Raw genomic sequence first — 18467 nt, forward strand, 5'->3', positions numbered from 1 at the left:
TATAAAGGTTAGTTAGCCACCAAACATTAGTGTTTAACATGATGAATGAAAAATTACAAGATAAAGTCGTTGCTATTGAATTGGCTGGAAATAATATATTTATAGCCAATGATAATGACAATTTTAAGAATGAACTTATCAGTATTGGATTTGAAAAAGTAGAACCATACTATTCTATTTCAATGCCTACTGGCGATGTAGAAAAGCGAGCAGTTCTTTTTCAAAAGTTAATAGAAATCGGAACATTATTTTCCGATGCCAAGGATTGGTCGCCCTCTGAAATAGTTAGACATTACCGTGATAAAGGTTTAATAAGAGGTAATTATCTTAGGATAGCATGGAGAAATAAACAAGATCTTAATATTACTACTGAATAGGTTCTTAAAATTACAAGGAATAAATAATATGAAGTTATGATTGCCGACAATAAAGAAATAAAAAAGAGGATTATAGAGCTTCAAGCAAAGCTCAACATTATTTTTCCGCAACTTTACATTGATTTTCTGGCTAAAATCAATGATGGTGATGTGTATGAAGTGGATGATTCGGGTATATGTCTGTATTCATACTCTGATTTAGAGGAAAGAAATCAAACATATCAAATAAAAGACTTTGAGCCAAATTATTTTATGATAGGACAAGATGGGGATTTAGGGTACTTCATAAATGTCGGTAACCCCACTGATAATTCTATATATTCAAATGATTTAGGCGCTTTGGGTTCTTTGGAAATGGAAAAGGAATCAAACAATATCTTTGATTTCATAGGTCAAAATGAAAAATAAATACTAACACGCACCTCAATTGCCCATAAAGGTCGATTAGCTGCCAGACATCATGAACTCTAAAAAAACAATAATATGAGAACTGAAATTTTACAGTTGAAAGATTTAGGTCGTATGCCTAATGAAAGCATCAATGACCCAGATAACATTGTTGAAGTTATACGTTCTTATGATGAATTATTAAAGCGAATACAACTCCCCATATCATTTGATGAAGCTGAAGTATTGGTACAAATTTTTCCCGAGAGTTCTTTTTATGATTTGCAGTGGGACTTATTAAAACTGGGGGAATCTGTCATACGTATTGATGATGGCGACAAATATATCCAGTTAATAAACGCCTGTCCAAGTCAAGAATGGAAAGGTGTTCTAAACATTCGCTATAAAAATTATAAAAAGGAGAATATGGAATTTTAAGACCTACAAAAGCCCGCCCGAAGGGGAACGCCCAAACAACCACCCGCAAAAACTGCTTTTAAGCATACCATAGAAAAAAAGGAAGACCGAACGCTCCGAAGTTTCGCCCTTATATATATATTTGTAATTGAGCGAAGATATACAGCGGAAAACGTATATAATTACATGTTATCTATTTAATAATAAGCATAAAACTATGAGATTCTTAAAAATTATGGGAATATTTACTTCTATCTTAAGTTTATTGAGTTGCGGGCATGGGAATAAACGAGTGACGCAAAACGACGGTATAAACTCCAATATCCCGGTTGCTGCCCGGATTACGATAGACAAACTGCCGGATGTATTGAGAAACGTGCAGGCAGGAAATACTGATTATGATTTTATAGGTATTTGTTCCAATGGTGTGGACTGCATCTACTTTGTGCTGGAGAACGGAAAGTTTTACATAGATTTTGAAGCTATGGGTAAAGAGCAGCTTCCCTACATAGATACCTTGAAACAGTTCGCAAAGGAACATAATTATCCTATTGTCGAAACAACCTATAACAATACTCCGGTCGATTACGAACATCGGAAATACGCTCCCGTCCTTAGCCTGAAAGTCAATGCGGACATAGACAGTATCGTAAAGGTCGGAAGCCAGATTGAGCATACCATTTTCAGGAACAATGAGCGAACCGTTTACGAAATAGTGCCTTGATTTTGCCAATAAAGACATTAAGATTTAGATAACAAACAGCACTGCCGCTTAAAGCGAAGCGCTGCCAAGCATCATCTACATAAGAATATGAGAACATTCGCCATAATCCTGCTTTTAGCAAGCCTGTTTGCCGCAAGTTGCGGAGAGCCGCCCATGCCGCCGAGCGACGAGGAAATGATACGCCACTTCGCCACGCACGAGGCGGCGTTCCGCAAGGTGTACGAAATCATGGCAGAGAGTTCAGAAGGCAGTTTCCCCTATCCGCCGCTTTCTCCGGAAGAGGTCATTATACTTGATTCAACAGAGCAAAGCGATACATCCCATGAAACGAATGACGAACAAGACCTCCCGGTATATGGGCTGCTGAAGCCAGACCGAATACAGCTCGATTCCTTGTTGTCAGAGATTGGATGCGGTCTTGTCCTTGTTGACCGCAGGGAATGGGAAACGGCGGATTCGGTATATGTGAGCCTCGTTATGCCGTACTATTCCCACGGCATCGTGGATGCGGGAACGTCCAAGAGTTTCATTTACGATCCCGGATTGGAAAGCCGCCGGAACATCCGTATCACCGAACACGGCGACCTGAACGAGATCTATCGCAGGACGTACAACGACACCACGCTGTACAAGCCCGTCAGGGAAGGCTGGTACATTGAGTTAGACCATTCACGATAACCTGCAAAGAGGGACGCATGAGGATATTCCAATACATGCGCCGATTCTTCCAGATGATGACAAGGATGCGTAAGGTCATCCATATCGTTTCTATGACCTGTCGGCATGAACAACGCAAGAACGGGCTGGTTCCGGTGGAATCCTACAAACGGGAAACAGACCGGAATCTCTGGATACGCAGCATAGGAACCCGTCATTCCACACGGTACAGCATCGTTCTTTTTACAGCTGGATGATGGTATTGCAGCCGCCCTTTGGACTTCCCGATCTGAATGACATTCCGGGGACACCAGTGTACGCAAGCATGGCAAGCCTCGCAACCGGTTCCCCACCGGGGCACTCCGTTTTTCAGCGTAATATTGTTCACGGGACATACACGTTCGCAGACACCACATCCCATACAACCATTTTCCAAGGAGAAGTTCAAGTGCGAGCGACTGAAAAAAGCATTGAACAGCCCTTTGTGCAACAGATCCGATAACCTGCAATACGGGAAAGGCTTTTTCCGTTTGCCTTTTTTCAAGTTGTCGATTATTCGTGAAGTGTAAAGCTCCGCCCGTTCCAGTATCTTCGTCCTCCTTACTGAAGATACCTCGTATTCCTTCAGGCAGTTCCCTACGGTGGGCAGGTTGTAGCCATAGTCCAGACGCACGCCTTTGCCGGACATGATTTTGTCCACAACGGACACCGCACAGCCCTTGTACGTGTAATATGTGCCTATGGAGAAATAGTACACGCCTTTCCTGAACGGATAACTTTCCAAGAACCGGCGGACAATGCCGGGCAGTCCGCCCATATATACGGGGAATATAAAACCTACGATTCGGGAGTCCGATGCGGTGATTCCAGCTGACGGTGTCATTCTGAACAGCCCGGCTCCTCCAAAAGCCGCCGCAATATCCTGCGACAATTTCAGGCTGTTGCCTGTGGCGGAGAAATAATAGATGGATATTTCTTTGTCGTTTGCCGTTTTGCTTTTATAGTCCATAACATTTATTTTTGCGACAGCAAAGTTAGTAGGTCTCTTTAAAAAAAAGAAGAACTGTCTTGGTTATCAGTAACTTACATTTAGGTTAGTTTTCCTGTATATCAATTTGTTGGATAAAAGAAAAATGAGAAAAAAGTTAGATTACGATTATTGTTCTGCTTCCCCTATACTGGAATGGCTGGGTGACAAATGGGCTTTAGTTGTCTTATTGAAGCTACATGAGAATGAAGTAATACGTTTCAATGAACTATACAAAACAATCCCCTCTATATCGGAAAAGATGCTATCTACTGTTTTGCGGTCATTGGTAACGGACGGATTGGTAAATAGAAAAATATATCCCACAGTTCCACCCAAAGTGGAATATTATGTATCTGAATTTGGAGAAACTTTAATCCCTTATTTAGAGCAGTTGAAACAATGGGGGCAAGAAAATTTTGAAACGATAATGGAAAATAGACGGAAAAATAAGTATTGAAATTTAGTGCAAGGTACAAGTATATATTTATATATAGCTTGCACCTTGCAATAACCTTAAAATGTTTATTTTCAACGATTTGCATAATCCAAAAATAATGCGAACATCTGAACCCAAGATGTTGGCAGACAGACACCGGACAACAGCAGATAGCTTTTAAGGACTAAAAGCGTGACGGATGCAAAGCCAAAATTTCAGAAAGTGCTGATATTTAGGAATAAATAACGCTTAATTTATAATCCAAGCGGCACGATGCCTGTTCTCCTGAATCGCCCGGATACAGCTGCCGGAATCAAGCCTGTACATGAAGCCCGCCAAGTTCCCGCTCTCGTACAAGCCCATGCCGATGGTCAGGCGGCTGTTGAAGTCGGTCTGGCTGACGACGTACCAGCCGCACCGGGCGAAATGCTCCTCGTAGCCGGAACGGGTTTCCAGCAGGAAATAGAACTTGCCGTCGTCCTCGAAACGGATGACGTACTCGCAACGCAGGCGGCGTGCGATCTTGCCCAAGATGCGGCTCTCCTCCTCGATGACCGCAGGAGTGGCAAGGAAGGTGTATTGCGCGATAAAGACAGCCTCGTCCATAGTGATGATGTTTGGTCGGTTACAAATATGCGAAATGTCCGGCACACGGCAAGCGGAAGAGACGGGAAATATGCGGAAGGGCGTGCGGATATGTAGAGCTTCTCCCTGCTTTTCACCGCCCGGAACGTGACAAGGCTACAAACGTGAAGCAAAACGAGGACAAGCGGTACGGTTTTGATACACGGACATATACAGACCGGTATATTTGCAGGGAAGTATAACAATAAAAACGTATCGGGACAATGGAAATAGTAAGCATCGAGAGAAAGACCTTCGAGGAGATGAAGGAACGGTTCGGCAGCTTCTCGCAGCACGTGAGGGAGCTTTGCGCCCGCTACCGACCGCCCGAAAAGATGAACTGGATGGACGGGGCGGACGTGTGCGAGAAACTGGGCATCAGCAAGCGGACATTGCAGACCTACCGTGACCGGGGGCTGCTGCCGTACAGCCAGATCAACCACAAGATTTACTACCGGACGGAGGACGTGGAGGCGTTCGTGGAAGCCATGAGCCGGGAAATGACGGAGGACGAGTGAGATGGAAGTGATCACAAGGGACACGGAAGAGGTACGGGCGTACTTCGAGGCACTGGAGGAAGGCATGAGGTACCTTGACACGGTAACGGCGCACTTCCGCCCGGCGATGAACGGCGAGGTCTATCTCACGGGCGAGGACGTGTGCAGGCTGCTGCACATCACGCCGAGAACGTTGCAGGACTACCGCACGCAGCGGCTGATCCCGTACATATCGCTGCCGGGCAAGACGCTCTACCGCCAGTCGGATCTGCTGCGTATGCTGGAGGAGAACTACGTGGACATGCGCCCAAAGCGCAAACGGGGGAAAAGTCCAACATAAACGCACGGGGGTGTGCATCGGGAAATGCAGCAAAGGCAGGGACACCGCATCGGAAGTTCCTGCCTTTGCCGCATTCTGCACCGGGGGAAGGCGTCAAGCCGTTTCCCGGAGGGAGCGGCGCACCCGCTTCCCGTCCTGTTTCCTGTCCTTCTTCTCCAGCACGCTCCGCTGCATGGCGGCGAGGTTGCCGGAGATCGCCCGGAAATCGGAGCTTACCATCCTGTTGGTCACCTCGGCGTAGATCTGGGTCGTGGAAATGTGCTTGTGCCCGAGTATCTTGGAGAGCGCCTCGATGGTGCCTCCGTTGCAGAGATAGACGGTCGTGGCGAAGGTGTGGCGGCTTAGGTGGAAGCCGATCTCCTTGTGGATGCCGCAGGCTTTGGCTATCTGTTTGAGGTGCCTGTTGCACACGCTGTTGCTGGGCATGGGAAACACGAGGTCGCCTCCGGCAAGCCCTTTGTAACGTTCTATCAGCTCCTTGGCAATCTCCATGAGGGGGACGTTGCTCGACACACGGGTCTTGGTGCGCCGGGTGATGATCCATTCCTCGCCGTCGAAGTCCATGCGCTGTATCTTGTCATGGGTGAGCGTCTTTATGTCAATGTAGCTAAGCCCGGTGAAACACCCGAAGAGGAACATGTCCCGCACGAGGCTGGTCTGTTTCTTGACGAACACGGCGTTAGCCAAGGTACGCAACTCCTCCTCCGTGAGATAGCCCCGATCGGTCTCCTGCATCTCAAGGCTGTACTCGCCGAAGGGGTCGGTGCGGACGATTCCACGCCGCCACGCCTTGTCGGTCAGGCTGAGCAGGGGCATGGTGTATATCCAGAGGGTGTTGGCGCTCAATCCCTTCTCCACCCGCAGGTACTTGTCGAAATCGGCGATGATCTCCTTGGTCAGCTCCTTGTAAGCCATGTCGGTGCGCTTCTTCTTCTCCCAAAGGAAGGTCTTGAAATGGTTGTAAACAGCCAGATACTTGTTGTAGGTGGACTTGGCTCGCTGCCCTTTCTCCACCATCGCCCCGAACTCCTTGTTCATATTCTCGAAGTCTTTCAGTATGCAGTTCTCCATCACGCCGACACCGAGGAAGGCGTTGCGCAGCTTCTCGGCGGTGACGAAATCCTCTTCCCGGAGGATGCGGTGGTAGTGGTTGGTGAGCCGGGCGGAGACCTCCTTCAGTTGCCCGTTTATCTCGTTTGCCTCTGCGGACTTGCCTTTCGCCTTGCCGTTCTCCCAGAGGTCGGGAGTGACGAACAGCTTGGTTCCCACTGCCTTGTCATCCCCGTCAACGGAGATTTTCACCATGATGGGGGCTTTCCCGTCCCGGTTTCTCACTGCGGATCTCTTGATGTAGAACGAGGTCGCAAACGTACTTCTCTTTGTTTCCATAACTCTAAAATTTTCGTTTCTAAAGGTAGTTACTTATTTCTTACCAAGAGCTATGCAAAACAAGGCAAAGCGATGAAACAGAACTTGTTATGCCGTATATACCCCGTTTCGGAACCGGTAGCTGTTTAGTAGCCGAACTTTGTCCGAAAGGGGTGTTTTCAGGCTTTTTATGCCGAAGCCTGCTTCCACCCGCTCTGCATACAAGATGCTGACCTGCATTTATTTATGTAGAACTTTGCTTTTCTTTGCGCCTTATGCCGATTTTTTGAAAAAAAAGAATCCACCTTTGTTGCGAACGAAAATTAATGTGTGTTATGAAGAAAAAATATTTGAAAATAGCAATGTTCGTGTTGCTGGTGGCGGGTATCGCTATCAGCTTGAATTTGAGTATTAGACAAGGAGCGTGCTTGGCAACCTTGAGGCTAGGAAATGTTGAGGCTTTGACCTCTCCGGAAGCCGAGAACCCGTATGATCCTTGTGTTTATGCAAAAGGTTATTGTTTAATTGGTGGAATTAAAATAAAAGGAATTGCATTACCTCCTGAAGAATGAGAGAGTTATTATACGTGCTATTCGGGGGCATCTTGCTCGGATGTACCGATCGTTACATGGATGACGAGAGCATGAATATGGTGAAGAGCGAGCGGGCGAAGGTAGTTCGTTTGGCGGATTTATCCCGGAACGGGATTTATGATGTGAGTGGATTTATTAAACAAGGGAATAAAATCATAGTGGGGGCAACATACATGAAGGAGGGGGTAGCACGGGCTCTCGATCTGGAAAATCCGGTGGAGGGGGATTTGTCTTCGGGGGCAATCAATTCTTCGAAGCGGCTGCGAGCGTTGAGTTCTTTCAACTCGTTTGACGGGAAGAGCGTGACGGCGTTGGATTTCAAGACCGGAGAATTGATCGAGAGTCCCGTTTCTCCACTTGCCCGGGGGGTATCGGAAGAGTCGATCGTACAACTTCCCGCGGAAGAACAACACTTGATAGCGGTGAAGACAAACGATTTCGTGATCTCCACGGGTTTTTACGAGGAGGGGCGTTATTTGCTTTACTCGCTGACGGATGGTTCCTCCCGCTATTGTTTGTCTTATCCGGATTGCCCGCAATACCCGGATTTGCAGGAGAAGACGAAAGGGATGCTATACGCCAGCAACGTTCTACGGGTGCGCCCTGACGGACAAGCGTTCGTGTGTGCCGATATGTATAGCGGGGTGATTGATTTTTGCCGGGTTACTTCGGTGGGTATCGAACGCGTGAAACTGGAAAGGTTGAGTTATCCCCGGGTGGAGATTTCAGAAACTCCCGATCCCCGTGTCCTGTATAGTCGGGAGAATCGTTTCGGTTTTATGGACGTGGCGGTGACCCCGGAGCGGGTGTACGCGCTTTATTCCGGGAAGACTTACCGAGTGGACAGGCAGAGGGCTTTTGAATGTAATCGCTTGCTGGAGTATGATTGGGAGGGGAATCTGGTTCGAAGCTTTGATTTCGATGTCGCGTTGACGGGGATTACTTATGATCGTGACGAGGGAAAGTTGTACGGGGTTGCGGGTAATACCGGGGTATCGCTGGTTGAATTGAGATTGTAGATGTTTATTGAAAGGAAGTAAAACTAAAGATATGAAGCCGTTTTTTACGATGGGGTTGTTTTTTATATTGAGTGTTGCGATGACCGTGAGCAGTTGTCACCGAGATACGATAAATTGCCCCATGTTCGTGGATGTGAATACCGCATTGGAATTGAGCGGGGAGAACCGGGGGGAACTTCAAAAGGTGCTGGATCATTACCATACGGAAAAACCTGACCCGCTGAAATTGAAAGCGGCAGAGTACCTGATCAGTAACATGGTGGCACATTACGCGGTAGCCGGGGAGACGATGGAGCGTTTGAAACGGGATATTGATACCACGCTCCGGGATCAACCCCGTGCCCTTAAATTAATGTTTTACCTGGTGGCTGCCCGTATTGCCACGGAACGGGGAGATAACACGGTTGAATATGATCTGCACAAGATCACGTCGGGCTACCTGATACGAAATATCGAACGATCATTCGAGATCTGGGAAGATATAAAGAATCATTACGATTTGTCGCGCGAGGATTTCTTTAAATATGTATTGCCTTACAGGATTAACAACGAACCTTTAACCGAGTGGAAAGATACTGCCTACTATCATTTGTATGATTTCTATAAAGGAGAGAATATGGGATTTAGTTTGAGTAGTTACGCGAGTTACGTTTCTGCCAAGGTGAACACCTACTATGGTTTCGGGACATTTAAAAGTCAACTGTCGGATTCGTTATTCAAAAAGTACAGGATGGATTGTATTGATAATGCTTATAGTACGCGAATTACCAATCAGGTGTTCGGTATCCCGACAGCCGTGGATTTTGTTCCTCACTACCCGACGCAGGAAAATCGCCATTACTGGACGATTCTCCGAGATCATCGTTTCGTGAATAGTAAATATTATTATTCAAATACTCCATACACGGCTAAAGTGTATCGTAAAACCAGTTTTATTAACCCGATACCGGAAGATAAGAATAATTTTATCCCGCGCTTTATTCGTGATCCTTACAAAATGGATGTGACGGAGGAGTACGAGAATGTCACGAGCTTGGAATATGAATTTAAAACGTGTCGGCCGGATACGAAATACGGTTACTTGTGCGTGTTTAATAACCTGGCGTGGAATGAGGTAGCTTGGAGTGAGATGCGGGGAGGGAAAGTTGTTTTCGAGAAGATCGGTCGTGATATCGTGTATATGCCCTGTTACTATCATGGTAACAGCCAGGTGTTTGCTGACTACCCGTTGTGGGTGAGGTCGAATGGTGAGGTGGAGTCTCTCGTTCCCGATAAAGAGCGTTTACAGAAGTTACGTTTGAATCGGAAGTTTACTTATAATTCGTCGGGAGATTATTGCGGTTCGGCGATCATCGGGGTGCAGATACGTGCTACCAACGATTTGTCGAAAGAACCTTATGATTCGATAGGCGTGATCCGGCATTATAATTACATGGCTTACGACACGTTGCGTGTAAACACGCCCAAAAAGTATAAATATTGGATGCTGACGAAGGAACGTTACAGTTATCCCGAATTCGCATCGGTCAAGTTCATGCAGGAGGATGGGGGTGTTTTGAATGCTGCAAGTACTTTTACAATTGATGCTGCGGGCAAAATGGATAAGGATGGATTACTTTCTAAAAATATATTTAATGACGATCTACTGGATTACGGAACTTTGCCTAAAATAGCCGGGGTAGAATTTGAGAAGCCTGTATCGGTTGATGTCGTGAAATATATAACTCGAAATGACAAGAACGGGGTTTACGCGGGTGATATTTACGAGTTGTTGTATTTTGATAAAGGAGAGTGGGTATCGCTAGGTCGGAAAGTGGCCACGGCGGATTATATCGAGTATGAAAACGTGCCTTCAGGTGCGTTGTACTGGTTGCGCAATCGAACCGAGGGCAAGGAAGAACGACCGTTCACGGTGATGAATGGGCGAGTAAGATTTTGGTAAAAGATGCAATTGTTTAATCATTTAAAAGGACGGAATATAGGATAAGAAATAAGAATTAATTTGGACGGAACGGATGAAAAAAAGGTAGCCCTCTCATCCGTGACTTTATCGAAACAAGGTTTTGAATCAAGTTGAATAGAAAGGACTACACAAAGAAAACATACAATAATAACGAAAAGAAGAGTCTTTTGGTTATAAAAAACAAGAATAAAAATGAAAAGAGTAAAAATTTTAGTTGCATCGGTTTTATTCTGTGCAATGGGGTATGTGGGTTATACCGCACACCAAAAAATGGCTATGTCGGAAGCTGAAAAGTTCATGAAGGCCAATATTGAGGCTTTGACAGATGAGGAGACAGGAGGAGGTTCTGGGTTATTGTGGAAAAAAGAGTGGTGGGGATGTACAACTGGAGATTATATAGAAATAACGTCTACTAGTGGGGGATATACAGCGGGAGCAACTTATAAGTATACGGCTTCTCTTGCGGCTCAATTGAGAGAAAATAGAGTATCATTTCGAATTGTGCCTGGAAATCAACCCGGTCAAAAATCTTATTGTAAAGATGGATGGAATTTTTGTTCAGAGAATGATTGTCGTTAAATAATCAAATAATTATGGGACGATTACAATTGATTGGTATTATTAGCAAGGGGGGATTCTCCCTTGCTATTCTTGTTGCTCTTTGCGTATCTTGTACAAGTAAGAATAACAATAAATATAATTACAAATATGGTAAATTAAATGAGGCCGTTATACAAAATATGCAGAAGGATACGATGGGCAATCCTGATGATGTAAGATTAATAAATATAGATTGTAATTATGAATACAAAGAAGCAGGATTTTTATTTCATGATTTGAAGTTAATTCCACTGGAGACAAGCTCTAAGTCATTAATAGGAGAAGTGGATAAAATCATGATTCAAGATTCTTTCGTCTATTTGTTAGATGTAAACAAAGCAAAGTCTCTATTAGTATTTAATCTTAATAGTGGAAAATTTCTTAGAAAAATTGGAAACTATGGGAAAAGTAATTCAGAGTATATAGAGCCGACGGATTTTACGGTAGATGGTAATCATGTGATAATTCTTGATAATCGATCAACAAAGTTGTTGATATTTGACATAGAGGGAAATTTTAAGGAAGTCTCTCGATTACAATTCGCATTGCAAACAATAGAAAGAACAGGTGTTGATTCTGTATTTATTGGTATAGCAGGTGATAATAGACATATTGATGCAATTCATAAATATAAAATATTGAAATTTAATACACATGGTAATATTTTATCGAAGCATCTTAAAATGGATTATTCTATAAATTTTTGTGAGCTTAATAATTTGAAATACGAATTGGGTCGTTTTTGGTATCATGCTCCATTTTCTAATAATATTGTTTTTTTAGATGGTTTGGTTACAGAAGTGAAGTATAAATTCCAATTTTCTAAAGTGGGAATACCGGATGATTTTGTTAAGCGATGTAATGAGAATTATGAGAATTTTATAGAAAAATATAGACGATCTCATTCTTATGTACAAAATGTGAGTTGTTACACAAACCGTTATATGATATCTCAATATGCAGATGAAGGAAGGAATGGTTGTTTGCTTGTTTATGATATGATTTCTGATCGAATAATTTTTAATGGTGTGCCTACTTTTGATTCTCAAGAAGGGACAATTAAAGATTTTTTAGCCATGAGATTTGGAGGAAAAAGCCCATTGTTTGCGGTAGAAGGTGATCGAATTTATGGAATGATCCCAGCAGAGAGTTTGGGCGTGTTGGATTCCAATGAGAAAATTAAAGGATTATTAAAAAAGGGAACACTATCAAATGATAATCCGATATTATTTAGTGTTGATATAAAAGAGAATTTTGATTAATTGCCGAAATTGTTATGAGAGTGAAATTTGTATAGAAGAATTCTGGATTATGATATTTATTGTTATAGACTTTGATTTGGTCAATGGAATGATTAAGTATCAAACGTGAAGTGATATAATAAGTATTTCTGTTTAAAATGAGACTGTTACATGCGATAAGTATTAGCTTTATTACAACAGAAATGAAAGAATTTAAAGAAAAATTTGAATCATGAAGAATGTTTTTGTCACTTTTATTTGCACTGCACTTTTTTTTGTTGCTTGCTCGAATCGAGAACGACAATTTACACAAGAAATAAAAGTTTTGCAGTCGAAAGCAATACAATTGCCTTCAAAAGGATTATTTATGCGACAAGGTGTTGAGGTACAAAAAATTGATGTAAACAAGGAAGTTCTTAAATTAGTTGTATATGCTGATTCCATTGGGTGTACGGCTTGTGCAATTAATCACATTGATTCATGGGGGCATTTTATTGATTATGCAGAACAATTTAATAATCAATTAAGATTTTATTTTATATTTTCTCCAATGAAAAAAGAGGTGCGTGGTACAGAATTAATGATAGCCAATACGATGTTTGACTATCCGATATTGTTGGATACCTTGGGGGAATTTGAGAAATTGAATCCTCATCTCCCGAAAAATAGAGCCCTTCATACCTTTTTGTTAGATGAGAATAATAACGTGATTCTGGTTGGAAATCCGTCACAGAATAGGAAGATCAAGGAGATGTTTTATAAAACCGTGGAGGAAAAATTAGGTAAGCCACAGCAATCCTCGACCAAAGAAAATGATCTTGCTGATGAGACAACTAACTGAATGATATGGTACATGAGATAAATTTAACTAGTATAAATCAACCCAACATGAATGCAAAAGACGTAATCTATCTTTCAATTTTGTTGTTCGTTAATATTTCCTGTTCAAAGGATAACACGAAAAACATGTTTCCCTCTCCCGATATTAATATCAGGGAAGAAAGAAATATTACTTACATGGTGGATACGTTAATCATTGACACCACGATGAATACAACATTCGAGGGGAATATGGGCGTTCATGATAATAGGTTATATTTTATTGATCGATTGTTTTGTACGATACATTTTTTTGATTCAACGGGAAAAATTTCCTTTCGAACGCTGGGCATCGGTCGAGGGCCAACGGAAACCACGATAGGGCAAATTTATACTCATACCTTTTTGAATAACGGGTATTTGTGTTTGCAAGGAGTAACGGATGACGTTCAATTATTTGATCGTGAATATAAAATAGATAGATCAAAGTCATACCGGAAGACCAGAAAATCGTATAAATTGGGCGATAAGATCGGCTACGACCAGTTCGAGCTGTATTCGATGGGATTTCCTTTAGTTTGCCGAAGTTATAAAAATTCTGTTTTCACGAATAACAGGGCAGAAGATCCGACATTTAATTATTTCCGGACTCCCGATATTTTTGTCAAAGAATTCCGGGGTATTACAGAACAGAGATTGGATAAAAAAGAAACAGGCCGATTGCTGGGGAGGGGAATGCCGGATGTCTATAAAAATAGATCGGATACACATTACATATTCTCGTCAACCTTTTTTGATATTGACCCTGATGGTAACTTCTACGTGGCTTATATGGCCGATTCGTTGATATATAAATATGATAAAGACTATAATCCGTTGTACTCGTTCGGTTTTGAAGGTCGAGCGAGGGATAAAGAGTACGTGTCGGTAAAGAGTGTCAAGGATATTCAAGGTAAGGGTGTTGCTCAATATCGAACGAAAGGATATTACACGTGGGTAGAACACATTGACGAGCTTGGTTATTTGTTCCGGTCGTATTCGAAAGGCGAGAAAGAGAGTTCGGATGGATTGCAAATTTATCAAGACAGAACTCTTATCGCGGATATTGATGTCCCTAAAGGTTTTAAGCCGATAGGTTATATTAAACCGTATCTTTTTTCTGATGCTATCGTGGATGAAGGAAAAATGCGCGTGTATGTTTACAGGGTAAGATTGAAAATGGAATGTTGATATGAATATAAAAGTAATAAACATCGCGATTTCGATTGTGGTTCTTGGCGTATTTGTTTGTTGTAGCACGAAAGACAACGATGATGTTTTCAATGGAGAGATCCGATATATTGATGATAGTGGTGTAATTACAAAGAACGTTGAAAGTAAACCCGTTCCGTTAGATGAAGGCTACATGGGAACGGGGATGATAGCGGTGTATGATTCGTTGTTAGTTTGTTGGAATCCTGGATTTCCCGATCATTTTTTTGATGTTTTCAACGTGGATACGGGAGAGAAATTAGGTTCTTTTTGTGGAAAAGGTCGAGGTCATGAAGAGTCGCTATCCGCTGGGTGCGTGTGCCAGTTTTTCAAGAAGGGGGATGATATAATGACATTGCTTTACACTTCTAACGAGGGTAAATTGTTTTTTTGGAATATCAGTCAATCCGTGGAGAAAGGCATAACGGTGTACGATACGATTGTCTCGTATGATAATAGTCGTATGCATTTTCAGTTTTATCAACCCGGGGATACGCTGTTTGTTTTTAAAGCTTCTGACGAGTTGGGGCTGACGGCCGTAACCACGCCGTTTTATGAAAAACGAACGATTTACACGAACGAGTTAATACGGGATTATCCTATTTACAAGATAGATACCGTGGAGAATCATCAAGTCGCGGAGCCTCTAAGTTCTTTCTTTTATTCATGGGACGTGATGAAACCCGATGGCTCTAAGTTTGTTCAAGTGATGGCATGTCTTCCGCAGATAAATATGATAGATACTCGTACGGGTGATCTTGTTGGTTACAGGATGAAGAACGGGCCCGATTTTTCTCTTTTGAAAACGGATGTGAAGTCCACGAATAGATATTATAATAACGTGCAGGCGGATGATCGTTATATTTATGCAACCTATTGGGGAAAAGAACTGTGGAATGGTCGTGTCGGCGTTAAACTGCCACTTTTTAATACCATCCATGTGTTTGATTGGAACGGGAAATTGCTTTATAAACTTATAACAGATCAATCTTATTTTTGTGTTTGGTTAGATTCGGTAAGAAATCGGCTATACACGCTAAATATGGATACGGAAGAGGTGTATTATTTGGATTTGGCAGTGATTTCAACTAGTGTGTATGATAAATAAAATGATGTATTTATGAAAACATTCAAGGTTATAACTTTTTTGGTGTTGGTATTCATTTTTTCGGCTTGTGATGATAGAAATAAGGATGCAGATTACTTTAATGGCAAAATTGTATATATCAATAAAGATTCCGTGAAAGTCCGGGATGTGACGAGCAAGACGATTGGTGTCGAGAATTATGGATACGGGATGTTCTCGGTGTATGATTCATTGATCGTGTTCTGGAATCCGAGGTTTGCTGACCAGTTCTTTTGCCTGTATAATGTCGATACCGAAGAAGAAATAGGTTATTTTTGTAATAAAGGGAGAGGGCATAACGAGTTTTTTTCCATCGGTCCTGTTTTTCAATTTTTCAAAATGGATAATGACCTTAAAACGCCGATATGTGATTTCAATGAACGGAAAATATATTTTTGGAATATCAGTCAGTCCGTTTTAGAGAAAACAACCATGTACGATACCGTTATCTCGTATGATGCCTTGAACCTTGGCAAAAATTTGACAGTAGATAATCTATTTTATCAATCGGATGATACTTTCCTGGCAAAGATTAAGTTGCGATACCTTATTGAAGGTGATACTCCTCTTCCATATTATAAAGAATGGCGATTGCCTTGTGAAACAATAAATGATTATCATGTTTATAAAAAGCCGGAGGGCGATGATATTCATTTTGATGAAACTCAAAAAGAGCGGGTCTATTCTTTTGATGCCATAAAACCGGATGGTTCGAAAATTGTTCAGGCAATGAGAAAGGTTCCTCAAATCAATATCATAGATACTAGAACGGGAGAGACCGTTTTCTACCGTCTGGCCAATGTTTCCCGGGTTTCTCTTTTTGATTCCAGATGGGACGATGGGTACATATACTATAATAGTATTCAGGTCGATAATGATTATATATACGCTACCTATTGGGGAGATAAGGAGTGGGATGCAAGTTTCGGATCGAAATGTCCGTTTATGCATATAATTCATGTGTTTAACTGGAATGGAGAAATGATATACGAGCTGAAGACCGATCGGGTATTTTTTAGAATTGCTCTGGACCCGGTAAGAAATAGGTTATACACCGCAGATTTGGATACAGATGAAATGTATTATATTGATTTAAATGAGTTATAGTACTGAAATAATAAAAGGATGTATATAATTACCATTATTAAAACAAGCTTAAATCATGAAGAATATTTTTATCACGACAATCGGTTTTATTCTGGCGTTATTTTTAACTGAATCGTGTCAACGAAATACGCGTGAGAACATAAGTATAGATAAGGTTATTACATTTAACGATGAGGGCATGGAGTCGATGGCAAAAGATATTGACTCGGTGGTGTATTCTCCTTTGGAGTTGAATGAGAAAGGGTATTTTTCTCATGGTACAAAAGTGGTGTTTCGGGATGGTAAGGTGTTTATCGGTGATTTTATTCAGAATAAAATTGTTGTTTATCGTAATACCGGGGAGTTTTTGTACACGATGGATAGCCGGGGGCGAGCTGCTAACGAGTATTTGGAGATAAGAAGTTTCTGCGTGACAGATCATGAGATAGCCATAATTGATAATTATAATCATTTTTTTAAGATTTATGATGTTGAAACAGGACGTTTCCTAATGAACAAGAAGATGCCGTTTGTGGCTTGGGATGTGGAATGGCTTGATCGCGGGGGGTATGTGTTTGCATTTTCATCTTCCAGTAAAGAGTATGATCCCAACAAATCGAAATACCGATTGTTTTTTACGGATGACGATCTGAACATTACAAAAAAGTTATTCCCGTACGAAGAAGATGAAATTGATCCAATTGGAAAGATGACTTATTTTTCGGTGTCACAGAAGAACATCTTGTTCCATTATGGAGTCGCCAACTACTTTTCTATTATAGATCGTGCCAAAGGAGACAGTATTAAAATTGTTGGTGTTGATTTTGGCGATAAGGGGATTCCGGACGAATATAAGGAGGGTTGGGAAAAGATAATTCAAAGAGGATATTATTGTATGGATGAAACACCTGTTACGAATGGAAACTATATAGCCTTTGATATAATTAATCCAGGTAATCCTGATTGTTTTTTGTATTCTATAAATGATGACGTGATGAAAAGAATTTACGAAGACGAAAGTATGGGTATGCCTTTCCCCTCCTGTGTTGACGAACAGGGACGATTTATTTGCCTGTTGAATTCTTTTGACGAATACGAAATGTTTGTTGAATACGGGTACCCACGTGCTTCGAAAGAAATTGAGAAGCATATGAAAAACGGGGGAATAGTCGTTTTGAGATATATTACAAAATGATTTCTTGTATCTGTATTTTTTTGCGTTCTCGTAAAATTGTTACTTCGGGAAATGTTGTTCGAGTGAAATTTGCAACCTCAATGCAACCTTTTTATTCGTTTTTGTATAAAAAAATATTCATTTTTGTACAAATCTACAGGATGCGTTGCGTGGGTAGAATGGGATATAGGAGGATGTGTTTATTTAATTGATAAAAGGCGGAAGATAATTAATAACTGGTTATCCAAATTTGTTGATTTTGTGATAGCTATTTGAAAAACAAAAGTAATTATGAATACGATAAGGTGTTTGATTGTGATTCCCTTGATATCTTTATTTGTATTATCATGTGTCAATCGTAAAATGACGGGAAATATTTATGATATTTTTCCGGAATCTATTGATTTGCACGCGGGACGGGAAGTAGCGATTAAAGGTTATTTGTCGACAATCGGAAGGATGACAATAATGGATTCTATAGTTATTGTTCAATCGTATAATAGCACGCACAATTTTTATGCCTACAATATAAATACCGGGACTTTGGTTAATAAGCTCGTTGCCTATGGAAGAAGTAATAATGAGTCTTTGTGGGCCAATATGCAGAATCCATACAAAGACAATTTTGTTATGTATGATATTAGCAAGTCTGTTCTTGGAAGTATACCATTGGCACGGATAGGTGATTCTGCGGTGATATTTGACAGGATTGTCGTGCAGTTTCTGGGATACCATGTA

General features: G+C 41.6%; 23 protein-coding genes. 20 read left to right on the forward strand and 3 right to left on the reverse strand.

All coding sequences use genetic code 11. The annotated features are described in order from the left end of the window. The first annotated feature begins 38 nt into the window (after positions 1-38). The 6 genes from DWW52_RS20405 to DWW52_RS21165 all read left to right on the forward strand — a co-directional run bounded on the left by DWW52_RS20405 (position 39) and on the right by DWW52_RS21165 (position 2819). Positions 39-377, forward strand: a complete 339-nt coding sequence (locus DWW52_RS20405; RefSeq protein WP_050441492.1) for a hypothetical protein — start codon at positions 39-41, stop codon at positions 375-377. Positions 378-413: 36 nt separating this feature from the next. Further along, on the forward strand, positions 414-785 hold the full coding sequence (locus tag DWW52_RS20410) for an SMI1/KNR4 family protein (RefSeq protein ID WP_029427320.1): 372 nt from the start codon (positions 414-416) through the stop codon (positions 783-785). A gap of 75 nt (positions 786-860) precedes the next feature. After that, a complete protein-coding gene (locus tag DWW52_RS20415) occupies positions 861-1202 on the forward strand; it encodes a hypothetical protein (protein ID WP_118430355.1) in 342 nt (113 codons plus the stop codon). Positions 1203-1398: 196 nt separating this feature from the next. Next, positions 1399-1905: a hypothetical protein gene (locus tag DWW52_RS20420; RefSeq protein ID WP_118717760.1), complete on the forward strand. Its 507-nt coding sequence runs from the start codon at positions 1399-1401 to the stop codon at positions 1903-1905. 87 nt (positions 1906-1992) lie between these two features. Further along, entirely contained in the window at positions 1993-2583 is a 591-nt protein-coding gene (locus tag DWW52_RS20425; protein WP_118717762.1) for a DUF4948 family protein, read from the forward strand. A gap of 17 nt (positions 2584-2600) precedes the next feature. Next, positions 2601-2819: a hypothetical protein gene (locus tag DWW52_RS21165; protein WP_173023019.1), complete on the forward strand. Its 219-nt coding sequence runs from the start codon at positions 2601-2603 to the stop codon at positions 2817-2819. On the opposite strand, the gene DWW52_RS20435 is transcribed toward DWW52_RS21165, so the two are convergent. Continuing rightward, positions 2777-3571, reverse strand: a complete 795-nt coding sequence (locus DWW52_RS20435) for an EFR1 family ferrodoxin (RefSeq protein ID WP_032581695.1) — start codon at positions 3569-3571, stop codon at positions 2777-2779. The two genes, DWW52_RS21165 and DWW52_RS20435, sit on opposite strands and share 43 nt — an antisense overlap. Before the next feature lie 124 nt (positions 3572-3695). Here DWW52_RS20435 and DWW52_RS20440 point away from each other — a divergent pair, with 124 nt between their 5' ends. After that, entirely contained in the window at positions 3696-4049 is a 354-nt protein-coding gene (locus DWW52_RS20440; protein WP_004326138.1) for a helix-turn-helix domain-containing protein, read from the forward strand. Between the two features lie 228 nt (positions 4050-4277). Here the strand turns inward: DWW52_RS20440 and DWW52_RS21170 are convergent, their stop codons facing one another. Further along, positions 4278-4634, reverse strand: coding sequence for a hypothetical protein (locus DWW52_RS21170; protein ID WP_005858004.1), 357 nt, complete (start codon positions 4632-4634; stop codon positions 4278-4280). 242 nt (positions 4635-4876) lie between these two features. Here DWW52_RS21170 and DWW52_RS20455 point away from each other — a divergent pair, with 242 nt between their 5' ends. After that, complete coding sequence (locus DWW52_RS20455; protein WP_008629224.1) at positions 4877-5170, forward strand: helix-turn-helix domain-containing protein; 294 nt, start codon at positions 4877-4879, stop codon at positions 5168-5170. Between the two features lies 1 nt (position 5171). Next, positions 5172-5489 (forward strand): helix-turn-helix domain-containing protein, encoded by a 318-nt coding sequence (locus tag DWW52_RS20460; protein ID WP_005858007.1) that lies wholly within the window; start codon positions 5172-5174, stop codon positions 5487-5489. 93 nt (positions 5490-5582) lie between these two features. Here DWW52_RS20460 and DWW52_RS20465 read toward each other — a convergent pair whose 3' ends face one another. Continuing rightward, positions 5583-6878 carry a site-specific integrase gene (locus tag DWW52_RS20465; RefSeq protein WP_032581699.1) on the reverse strand — a complete coding sequence of 432 codons (1296 nt, stop codon included), beginning with the start codon at positions 6876-6878 and terminating at the stop codon, positions 5583-5585. Positions 6879-7192: 314 nt separating this feature from the next. Between DWW52_RS20465 and DWW52_RS20975 the strand changes: the two genes are divergently transcribed. From DWW52_RS20975 to DWW52_RS20525, 11 genes are all read left to right on the forward strand, one after another. Continuing rightward, positions 7193-7429, forward strand: coding sequence for a hypothetical protein (locus DWW52_RS20975; RefSeq protein WP_148315419.1), 237 nt, complete (start codon positions 7193-7195; stop codon positions 7427-7429). After that, the gene (locus tag DWW52_RS20475) at positions 7426-8469 is read left to right on the forward strand and encodes a BF3164 family lipoprotein (RefSeq protein WP_118717766.1); all 1044 of its coding nucleotides are present in this window, start codon (positions 7426-7428) and stop codon (positions 8467-8469) included. The genes DWW52_RS20975 and DWW52_RS20475 overlap by 4 nt, the downstream gene beginning before the upstream one ends. A 31-nt stretch (positions 8470-8500) precedes the next feature. Then, on the forward strand, positions 8501-10411 hold the full coding sequence (locus tag DWW52_RS20480; RefSeq protein WP_118717768.1) for a hypothetical protein: 1911 nt from the start codon (positions 8501-8503) through the stop codon (positions 10409-10411). Positions 10412-10624: 213 nt separating this feature from the next. After that, complete coding sequence (locus tag DWW52_RS20485) at positions 10625-11011, forward strand: hypothetical protein (RefSeq protein WP_118717770.1); 387 nt, start codon at positions 10625-10627, stop codon at positions 11009-11011. A 14-nt stretch (positions 11012-11025) separates the two neighbouring features. Further along, positions 11026-12294 (forward strand): 6-bladed beta-propeller, encoded by a 1269-nt coding sequence (locus DWW52_RS20490; protein WP_118717771.1) that lies wholly within the window; start codon positions 11026-11028, stop codon positions 12292-12294. Positions 12295-12505: 211 nt separating this feature from the next. Then, complete coding sequence (locus DWW52_RS20495) at positions 12506-13114, forward strand: hypothetical protein (RefSeq protein WP_118717773.1); 609 nt, start codon at positions 12506-12508, stop codon at positions 13112-13114. Between the two features lie 47 nt (positions 13115-13161). Next, positions 13162-14322 carry a hypothetical protein gene (locus tag DWW52_RS20500; protein ID WP_118717775.1) on the forward strand — a complete coding sequence of 387 codons (1161 nt, stop codon included), beginning with the start codon at positions 13162-13164 and terminating at the stop codon, positions 14320-14322. A gap of 1 nt (position 14323) precedes the next feature. Beyond that, positions 14324-15451, forward strand: a complete 1128-nt coding sequence (locus DWW52_RS20505; RefSeq protein WP_233557002.1) for a BF3164 family lipoprotein — start codon at positions 14324-14326, stop codon at positions 15449-15451. Positions 15452-15463: 12 nt separating this feature from the next. Next, positions 15464-16576 (forward strand): hypothetical protein, encoded by a 1113-nt coding sequence (locus tag DWW52_RS20510; protein WP_118717777.1) that lies wholly within the window; start codon positions 15464-15466, stop codon positions 16574-16576. Between the two features lie 55 nt (positions 16577-16631). After that, positions 16632-17750, forward strand: coding sequence for a 6-bladed beta-propeller (locus DWW52_RS20515; RefSeq protein ID WP_118717779.1), 1119 nt, complete (start codon positions 16632-16634; stop codon positions 17748-17750). A gap of 270 nt (positions 17751-18020) precedes the next feature. Next, the coding region (locus DWW52_RS20525) for a PQQ-binding-like beta-propeller repeat protein (RefSeq protein ID WP_148315420.1) at positions 18021-18467 on the forward strand (447 nt) is incomplete at its 3' end.

The organism is Odoribacter sp. AF15-53 (assembly GCF_003479425.1).
Lineage (GTDB): Bacteria > Bacteroidota > Bacteroidia > Bacteroidales > Marinifilaceae > Butyricimonas.